The 6,900-nt window shown below is 70.9% G+C and carries 5 protein-coding genes and 1 pseudogene; 2 read left to right on the top strand and 4 right to left on the bottom strand.

The window, feature by feature from the left end; genetic code table 11:
- Positions 1-302: TolC family protein (locus tag IJH84_RS09155; protein ID WP_295142682.1), on the top strand; the 302-nt coding region annotated here is incomplete at its 5' end.
- 227 nt (positions 303-529) lie between these two features.
- Here IJH84_RS09155 and IJH84_RS09150 read toward each other — a convergent pair.
- The 3 genes from IJH84_RS09150 to IJH84_RS09140 form a co-directional block, all read right to left on the bottom strand.
- Complete coding sequence (locus IJH84_RS09150) at positions 530-1,480, bottom strand: pentapeptide repeat-containing protein (protein WP_295142679.1); 951 nt, start codon at positions 1,478-1,480, stop codon at positions 530-532.
- Complete coding sequence (locus IJH84_RS09145) at positions 1,473-2,609, bottom strand: pentapeptide repeat-containing protein (protein WP_295142676.1); 1,137 nt, start codon at positions 2,607-2,609, stop codon at positions 1,473-1,475. The genes IJH84_RS09150 and IJH84_RS09145 overlap by 8 nt, the downstream gene beginning before the upstream one ends.
- Positions 2,610-2,695: 86 nt before the next feature.
- On the bottom strand, positions 2,696-3,403 hold the full coding sequence (locus IJH84_RS09140) for a lysozyme (RefSeq protein ID WP_295142673.1): 708 nt from the start codon (positions 3,401-3,403) through the stop codon (positions 2,696-2,698).
- 612 nt (positions 3,404-4,015) lie between these two features.
- Between IJH84_RS09140 and IJH84_RS09135 the strand changes: the two genes are divergently transcribed.
- Positions 4,016-6,130 carry an EAL domain-containing protein gene (locus tag IJH84_RS09135; RefSeq protein WP_295142670.1) on the top strand — a complete coding sequence of 705 codons (2,115 nt, stop codon included), beginning with the start codon at positions 4,016-4,018 and terminating at the stop codon, positions 6,128-6,130.
- Positions 6,131-6,297: 167 nt separating this feature from the next.
- Here IJH84_RS09135 and IJH84_RS09130 read toward each other — a convergent pair.
- Positions 6,298-6,900, bottom strand: a pseudogene (locus IJH84_RS09130) (theronine dehydrogenase); the annotation flags it as partial.

Here is a 6,900-nt window from a genome sequence, read left to right as displayed (position 1 = left end):
TCGCCGAGGCGCTCATGTTTCCCCAGCTGACGCTGAGCGGAAGCTACGGTTCCGCGGCCACGCGCACCGCAAATCTGTTCGATCCGGGGACGCAACTCTGGAACCTAGGCGCAAACCTGTTGCAGCCTATCTTCCACGCGGGTCAGCTCCGGGCGCAAAAGCGCGGGGCGGAGGCGGCCTACGAGCAGGCCTTCGCCCAGTATCGGCAGACCGTTCTCACCGCCTTCCAGGACGTCGCCGACGTCCCGCTGGCCGAACTCCGCGAGGCCTGGGAAGGCACTCTTCCCGCGCTGTTCGGCTGACCGCTCGGCTCCGAGTGAACGGACCGTTCGCCTCGATCCATCGGGACGAGCGGTCCGTTCACTTCGCGGTCCGCCCCGCTCGTCGAGCGGTTCGACCGCTGCGTGGCGAGCCGACGAGGTGCTCAAGGGTTCGACGCTGACAGCCACCCCGATCACCCTCGGCGGCGCCGAGTGACCGCAGCCCGCGAACGGTGCCGGGCCCGCACCGACGCAGCCGCGGGCCCGACCTACTCGGTCTCGGCGCAGGCGCGCGTCGTCAACGCGAGCAGCGAATCCAGGTCCGCGTCGGCGACCGTGGCGCCGTCGCTTTCGAGCGGCCCGGCGAACCTGGCGCCGTCGAAGGTCACGCCCGAGTGCAGCTTCGCCTGGTCGAAGCGGGCTCGCCCGCGGAATTCGGAGCGGTCGAACGCCGCGGGCCCGCCGAACTCGACACCGGAGAACTGGGCGCGGTCGTGGAAAACGGTGTCCTTGCAGCGGAACTTGCCGTCGTCGGCGAAGACCACGCGGGTGAACCACACCGGACCGGTGATCTCGCACCGGCTCAGGTTGATGTCGCGGAAGATCCGCGCGTGCCGAGCCGTCAACGTGCCGATGCGCCGCCCGGACAGGTCGAGGTACTCCAGCTTGGCGTTGGTCAGGTCGAGGTCGTAGGCGGGCGCCGCGGTGTCGGTCGCCTGCGGCAGCAGCGTCGCGATCAGGCGCTGCGCAGTGCGCCGCACCTGCAGCTCGCGTTCCGCCGCGTCGCGGTCCACGGGGTCGTCGCGGTGCGGATGCTGGAACGGGCGTCGCAGGTACGCGCCCAGGATGTCCAGCACGGCCTGAGCGCGTGCCGGGTCGTTGCTCGCCAACGCGGCCAGCGAGTGCAACGCACCGACGCGCACCTGATCGGTGTCGTGCCCGAGCAGTTCGACGGCGCGGGCGAACCGCTCGTCGGTGATCCGCTCCTGGTCCTGCCGGGTCTGCCTGCTCTCCAGCTCCTGGCGGTTCTCCTCCACTCGGCGGCGCCGGTCGTTGAGCCACAGCGCGTACAGCGCGACGACCGAACCCCCGGCGAAACCACCGGTGCGCAGCGCGTCCGCGCCGTTGACACGGGGATCGAAGACGAGCAGCGCCAGGCTCACCCCGAACACCGCCAGCACCGCGAACGCGATGGTCGCGGCCAGTCCGAACTTACGCACGTGAACTCTCCTGTTGCGGCACATGGGTTTCCGGAGTCGCCCACGCCGGGAGGTCGGATCCGGTGCCCGCCCGGAAGTCGTCGAGCAGCACCGCACCGGCCGGTTCGTTCGGCCCCAGCGCGATCCCGCCGTGCAACCGCGCGTGCCGCAGGTCCAGGCCGGCGCCGAACTCGGCCCCGCGCACGTACCACTTGGCCGCGCAATCCATCCGCTTCCAGTCCACCTCGTGCTCGAACCGCGCCCGGTCGAAATCGCACGTCTCCAGCGCGCGGATGCCGCGCAATTGCAAGCCGTGCTCGAAGACCGCCTCCGTCGCCCGGATCCGCCCCAGGAACACCGAATCCCGCAGCGCCAAGTGACCGCGGAACACCGCGCGGCTGAAGTTCGTGGTGTGCCGGAACCGGCAGCGGTACGCCGCGATGCGCCCCACCACGCGGTCGAACAGGTTGAACCGCTCCAGCCAGGCGCGCGTCAGGTCCAGGTCGTAGGTCGGCGGGTCCGGCTCGTCCCGGGTCGGCAGCAGCTCGATGATCAGCCGCTGCGCGGTCTGGCGCGCGTGCCGCTCGCGCTCCATCTCCGGCGGGATCAGCGGCAGGTCCGCGAATTCGGCGAGTTCCTCCGGGTCCATCCACTTCGGATGGTCGAACGGCCGCCGCAGGTAGGAGCACAGCACGTCCAGCACGGTCTGGGTGTACTGGGAGCGCGTCCGCGCGAGCCCGGCCAGCGCGTGCATGGCGCCGACCCGCACCTGGTCGGTCTCGTGCCCGAGGAGCTCCACGGCGCGGGCGAAGCGCTCGTCGTCGGCGCGGTCGCGGTCGTGGTCGGTGCGGCGGTCCTCCAGGTCCTGGCGCTGCCGCTCCAGCTCGTAGCGCTCCCGGTCGAGTTCCTGGCGGCGCTGGTCCAGCTCCTGCCTGCGTTCCTCCACCCGGCGCCTGCGGTCGTTGAGCCACAGCGCGTAGAGCGCGACGATCGAGCCCGCGGCGAGCCCTCCGGTGCGCAGCGCGTCCGCGCCGGTGGCTCGCGGGTCGTACAGCAGCAGCGCCGTGCTCACCCCGGTCATCGAGAGCACGGCCAGCGCGATGGTGAGAGCCAAGCCCACCCTGCGGTTGCGCGCGCGGTCCTCACCCATCGCGGGGATCATCGCATCCGGCGGTGCCGGTGCGGGCCCGGTTCGCGGAATCGCGGTGCCGAGCCCGCGGCCCGGCGCCGCCGGGCTCAGCCGGTGGCCAGCGCCTGCAACTGCTCGTAGGCGCCGTTGAACGAGTTCTGGTCGATCGGCGACGAGCTGTACTGCCAGAAGGTGTGGAAGCCCCAGCCCGCGGGCAGCGCACCGGGCGAGTCCGCGTACCGCGCGATCCACAGTGGACTCGTCGCGCCGAAGTCCCCGCCGGTGCACTGGTTCCACCAGCTGGTGCTGGTGTAGATCACCGGATACCGCCCGGTGCGGGCGAAGTAGGTGTCGCTGAAGTCCTTGATCCAGGCCGTCATCGACCCCGGGTCGTGCCCGTAGCAGGTGTCGCCGTACGGGTTGTACTCCATGTCCAGCGCGCCGGGCAGCGTCTTGCCGTCGGGCGACCAGCCGCCGCCGTGGTCGACGAAGTAGTTCGCCTGCTCCGCGCCGCTGGAGACGTCCGGCAGCGCGAAGTGGTAGGCGCCGCGGATCATGCCGACGTCGTAGGAACCGTTGTACTGCTGGGCGAAGTAGGGGCTGCGGTAGGTCGTGCCCTCCGTCGCCTTGACGTACGCGAACCGCTTGCCCTGGCCCCAGTACGCCGGCCAGTCCACGTTGCCCTGGTGGCCGCTGACGTCGATGCCCTCGACCGCGGCCAGCGGCAGCGCGCGTTCCGGCGCGGCCTGCTCACCGCCGCCTTCGTGCTTGCGGATCTGCGAGCCCATCGCGTGATCGTTTTGTGCAGAGCTCATCGCCTGCTCCGTTCGGGTAAGGGAACTGCCGGCGTGCGCGGGCGCGGCGAGCAGCAGAGCACCGGCCCAGGTGATCGAGAGTAGGGAGATCAGCCCGCGGTTGCGAGCACGTCCACTCGGATGCGTCATCGAAGCAGGACCTCTCGGGGAGTAGTCGCCTGGTGGGACCGCCACCGGCGGTACCGGGATCGCCATCGCGAAGCGTTTACTGCTTACGCGGGCTCGGGGTGGGAAAACAACCACAATGGCGCAATCCGGACAACGCCGATCCACATCTCAACCGCAGATCGCACGGCGCGCATCTTTTCCGCGACCCGCGCTGCACCGGACGAGTGAGCATCGGCTCGTGCGCGACTCGCTGCGGCCGGGTGGCGCACGCGCGTTGGGCCAACCTGCCCTGCTGGTTCAACGCGGATGACTACCCTGGGTGGGGATGTGGCGACTGTTCGACCCCCCGGCGGAGCCGGTCGTATGCTCCGAACGACCAGGGGCCGCCGCATGACCGACGAGGTCCGGGCGGATTCGCCGTACCAAGACCGAGAGTGGAGGGGCGCCACGGGCATGACCGGGTGGACCGCGCCGGTGCCGAGCGCTCGACCGGCGGACTCGACGGTGAGCAGGACCGATCGCCGCCGGTTCGCCGCGGTCTGGGCGCAGTCCCTGATGGGCACCAGCTACGTGCCGATGACCAGCGCCGAGGTCGAGGGCAGGTTGCTGGGCTACACCGACGAACTGGTCGCGGCCCTGCTGTCCGAGCCGTTCGACCCCGCGCCCGCGCACGTCGTGGGCGACGACCTGGTGGCCGTGCACTTCACCAGCGCGGAGTCCCTGGCGCGCAGCGTCGACCTGCTCGGCGAACGGTTCCTGGCCGAGCTGAACCTGCCCGAGGACTCCGGCCGCAGGCAGCGCGTGTCCGCCCTGCAGAGCTCGCTGTGCACCGGCTTCGTGCACGCCGCGCGCAAGCGCACGCTCGACGAGCAGGAAGCCATCCGGCAGGCGGTGCTCGACGCCCGGGACGCGGTGGAGCAGGCGCTGCGCACCAGCGAAGCCCGCTTCCGCGCGATCTTCGCGGAGGCCGCGATCGGCATCAGCATCGCGGACATGAACGGCCGCATCCTGGAGGTCAACTCCTCGCTGCGGCGCATCCTCGGCCGCCCCACCGAGGAGCTGCGCCGGATGACCACGCACGACCTGCTGCACCCGGCCGACTCCGAGGGCGTCTGGCGGCTCTACGAAGAACTCGTCCGCGGCGAACGCGACCAGTACCGCATCGAGAAGCAGTTCATCCGCCCGGACGGCAGCCGCGCCTGGACCGAACTGATCATGTCGCTGGTGCGCGGCGAGGACGGTCTCCCGCTGTACCAGGTGGCGATGATCGAGGACGTCACCGACCGCAAGATGCTCCAGGACCGGCTGCGCCACCAGGCGATGCACGACCCGCTGACCGGGCTGCCGAACCGGGCGCTGTTCCTGGAGCGGCTCACCGCCGCGATGCGCGATCGCAAGCCCGAGCACCGGGTCGCGCTGTGCTACATGGACCTCGACGGGTTCAAGGTGATCAACGACAGCCTCGGCCACCACGTCGGGGACGACCTGCTGGTCGCGGTCTCCGAACGGCTGGCGCTGTCGGTGCACGGCGCCGACCGGATGGTCGCGCGGATGGGCGGCGACGAGTTCGTGATCCTCATCGAGGACTCGGCCAGCACCGAGCAGGCCATCGAGGTCGCCGACGAGATCCTGGACACGCTGGTCGAGCCGATCCGCATCGGCGGCCACGAGCTGTCCGTCTCGGCCAGCATCGGCATCGTCGAGCGCTGCATCGCGAACCAGAGCGCCGCGGAGCTGATGCGCGACGCCGACGTCACGCTGTACTGGGCCAAGGCCGAGGGCAAGGGCCAGTGGGCGCTGTTCGACCCGGAGCGCAACGCCACCGAAGTCGCCCAGTACCGGCTCTCGGCGACCATGCCCGCCGCGCTGGAGCGCGAAGAGTTCTTCGTGGAGTACCAGCCGCTGGTGGGCCTGCGCGAGTTCGGCGTGGTCGGGGTGGAGGCGCTGGCCCGCTGGTGGCACCCGGACCTGGGCAGGCTCGGCCCGGACCGGTTCATCGCCCTGGCCGAGGAGACCGGGCTGATCGTGCCGCTGGGCCGCTGGGTGCTGCGCCAGGCGTGCAGGCAGGCCAAGCAGTGGCACGAGGAGTTCGGCGAGCCGGCCCCGTTCGTCAGCGTCAACCTGGCGGTGCGCCAGTCCCGCGACCCGAACCTGGTCTCCGACGTGCAGTCGATCCTGCGCGAAACCGGGCTGGAACCGTGCCGGTTGCAGCTCGAACTGACCGAGTCCGCGGTGATGGGCACCGCCGACGAGCCGATCGAGGCGCTGGGGACGCTGGCCAAGATGGGCGTGCGGATCGCCATCGACGACTTCGGCACCGGCTACTCGAACCTGGCCTACCTGCGGCACCTGCCGGTGCACGAGCTCAAGATCGCCGGGTCGTTCATGTCCGGGCTGCGCGATCCGGAGCGGGCCGATCCGGTGGACGCGCGGATCGTCGGCACGCTGGTGGACCTGGCGCACACGCTCGGGCTCACCGTCACCGCGGAGGGCGTGGAGACGCACGCGCAGGCGCGGCGGATGGCCGACATCGGCTGCGAGACCGGGCAGGGCTTCTTCTTCGCCCGCCCCTGTTCCACCGAGCGCATCCGCGCCTTCATCGCCGACCACGTCTCCTGACCGCTGCACTCGGAGCTTGCCGGGGTGCCGACACGCGCGGACGTCATCCGCCGGAAGCGATCGGCCATGGAGTGAACGGACTGCTGGTCCGACTAGATTGGGCGAGCAGGCCGTTCACTCCGGCAGAGCGTGGGTTGATCGGGTGGTGCGCGGGCGTGTCGGCGGGCTCAAGCCTGCAGGTCGACGACGACCTTGACGTCGGAGTCGTGCCGGGTGAACACGTCGGTCCAGTCGCCCAGCGGAACCCGGCGGCTGAGCAGCTTGCGCAGCCAACCGTGGTCGGCGTCCCGCAGCGCGCCCACGGCCTGCTCGTAGTGCCGCAGGTTCGCGTTCACGCTGCCGACCACGACGTCGTTGTCCAGCACCAGCTCGTCGTTGATCGCCCCGGCGGGCACCGGCAGCGTCCGCTCGTGCCCGGCGATGCCGGTGAGCACGGTGACCGCGTTGCGCGCGGTGCGGCGCAGCACGTCGAACACGACCTCACCGGCACCGGTCGCCTCGATCACCACGTCCGGTTCGCAACCCAGGTCGTCCAGCGTTGTGTGGTAAGTGGCGCCGAGCTCACGCACCAGCTCCGGCTTCGGCCCGTCGGTGACCTGGTCCAGCACGTGCACGTCCAGCCCGCGCTGCACGCCCAGCAGCGCACCGAGCAGGCCGATCGCGCCCGCGCCGGTGATCAGCGCGTGCCGCGGCCGGTAGTAGTAGGCGCGGCGGCCGATCAGCTCGGCCTGCTCCCACGCCTTGGCGACCACCGAGGCCGGTTCGGTCAG

The organism is Saccharopolyspora sp. (assembly GCF_017434145.1).
GTDB classification, from domain to species: domain Bacteria; phylum Actinomycetota; class Actinomycetes; order Mycobacteriales; family Pseudonocardiaceae; genus Saccharopolyspora_C; species Saccharopolyspora_C galaxeae.
This window is presented reverse-complemented; position numbering and strand designations above follow the sequence as displayed.